General features: G+C 36.4%; 1 protein-coding gene and 3 tRNA genes. 3 read left to right on the forward strand and 1 reads right to left on the reverse strand.

Going from position 1 to position 1,009, the window contains the following annotated elements; genetic code table 11:
- Window positions 1–186: 186 nt before the first annotated feature.
- Window positions 187–534 (reverse strand): HD domain-containing protein, encoded by a 348-nt coding sequence (locus tag LJD34_RS15990; protein ID WP_227360365.1) that lies wholly within the window; start codon window positions 532–534, stop codon window positions 187–189.
- Window positions 535–682: 148 nt separating this feature from the next.
- Between LJD34_RS15990 and LJD34_RS15995 the strand changes: the two genes are divergently transcribed.
- The 3 genes from LJD34_RS15995 to LJD34_RS16005 all read left to right on the forward strand — a co-directional run bounded on the left by LJD34_RS15995 (window position 683) and on the right by LJD34_RS16005 (window position 950).
- Window positions 683–759, forward strand: a tRNA-Pro gene (locus LJD34_RS15995).
- A 12-nt stretch (window positions 760–771) separates the two neighbouring features.
- Window positions 772–847: transfer RNA gene (locus tag LJD34_RS16000), tRNA-Ala, on the forward strand.
- Between the two features lie 26 nt (window positions 848–873).
- Window positions 874–950, forward strand: a tRNA-Met gene (locus LJD34_RS16005).
- The last annotated feature ends 59 nt before the right edge of the window (window positions 951–1,009 follow it).

Below are 1,009 nucleotides of genomic sequence, written 5' to 3' on the forward strand. Positions count from 1 at the left end.
ATGAACACTGAATGATTATTAGTATCAAGTTCCATAGCAATATCCTTTCTAAAATCAAATACGACTGAACGTCTTTTATACTTATAATATATCACAGCTGCACGTCTAAAACAACATCTATTATAAAAACTATAAAAGGAGCTAGACCCCTCCCTACGCTTCGCTTAGAGGAAGGGGATTGCGCTCCTATTTTTGTTCAATTACCTTTTTCGTATCTAATTCTGTTGATTCTTGTTTTAAATGATCTTGGTGATAGAAATCTATCGTATGTGCAAAGACAGGAGTTGCTATATCATGAAGCAAACCTGCAACTGTCTGTCTAAGATCATGTGAAAAATGATAAACAATTAATGCAACCCCTATACTATGTTGATAACGAGAATATGGTACAATGTTTGAAAAGAAGTCAAAAGCAGTATATTCCACTCCGCAATTCATCCCAATATCTTTAAGTCTTTGCATTGATGGAACATGTATAAGACTATTTATAAATTCTAAAGGCTCTTTTTCATAAATTTTCCATAAATTATTCAATTTTTTTCAACTCCTTAAAATTTTAAATTACATTCATTCTATCACACTTTTTTAAAGTATATTAAAATAGAGTAAAATTTATTTTAATATTTTTTTAAAATAAAGCTTGATTAAAGTGAAAATATATGTATAATTATAAGGGCAGTAACGGGAAGTAGCACAGCTTGGTAGTGCACCTGGTTTGGGACCAGGGGGTCGCAGGTTCAAATCCTGTCTTCCCGACCATTTATAAAAATTGGGGCCATAGCTCAGCTGGGAGAGCACCTGCCTTGCACGCAGGGGGTCAGCGGTTCGATCCCGCTTGGCTCCACCAATTAATTTAATAAATTTCAATATTATGGCGGGATAGCTCAGTTGGCTAGAGCATTCGGTTCATACCCGGAGTGTCGAGGGTTCGAATCCCCCTCCCGCTACCATTAATATTGCGGAGATTTACCCAAGTCTGGCTGAAGGGACTGGTCTTGAAAACCAGCAG

It is taken from the genome of Faecalibacillus sp. MSK20_93 (assembly GCF_020589945.1).
Taxonomy (GTDB): Bacteria; Bacillota_I; Bacilli_A; order Erysipelotrichales; family Coprobacillaceae; genus Faecalibacillus; species Faecalibacillus intestinalis.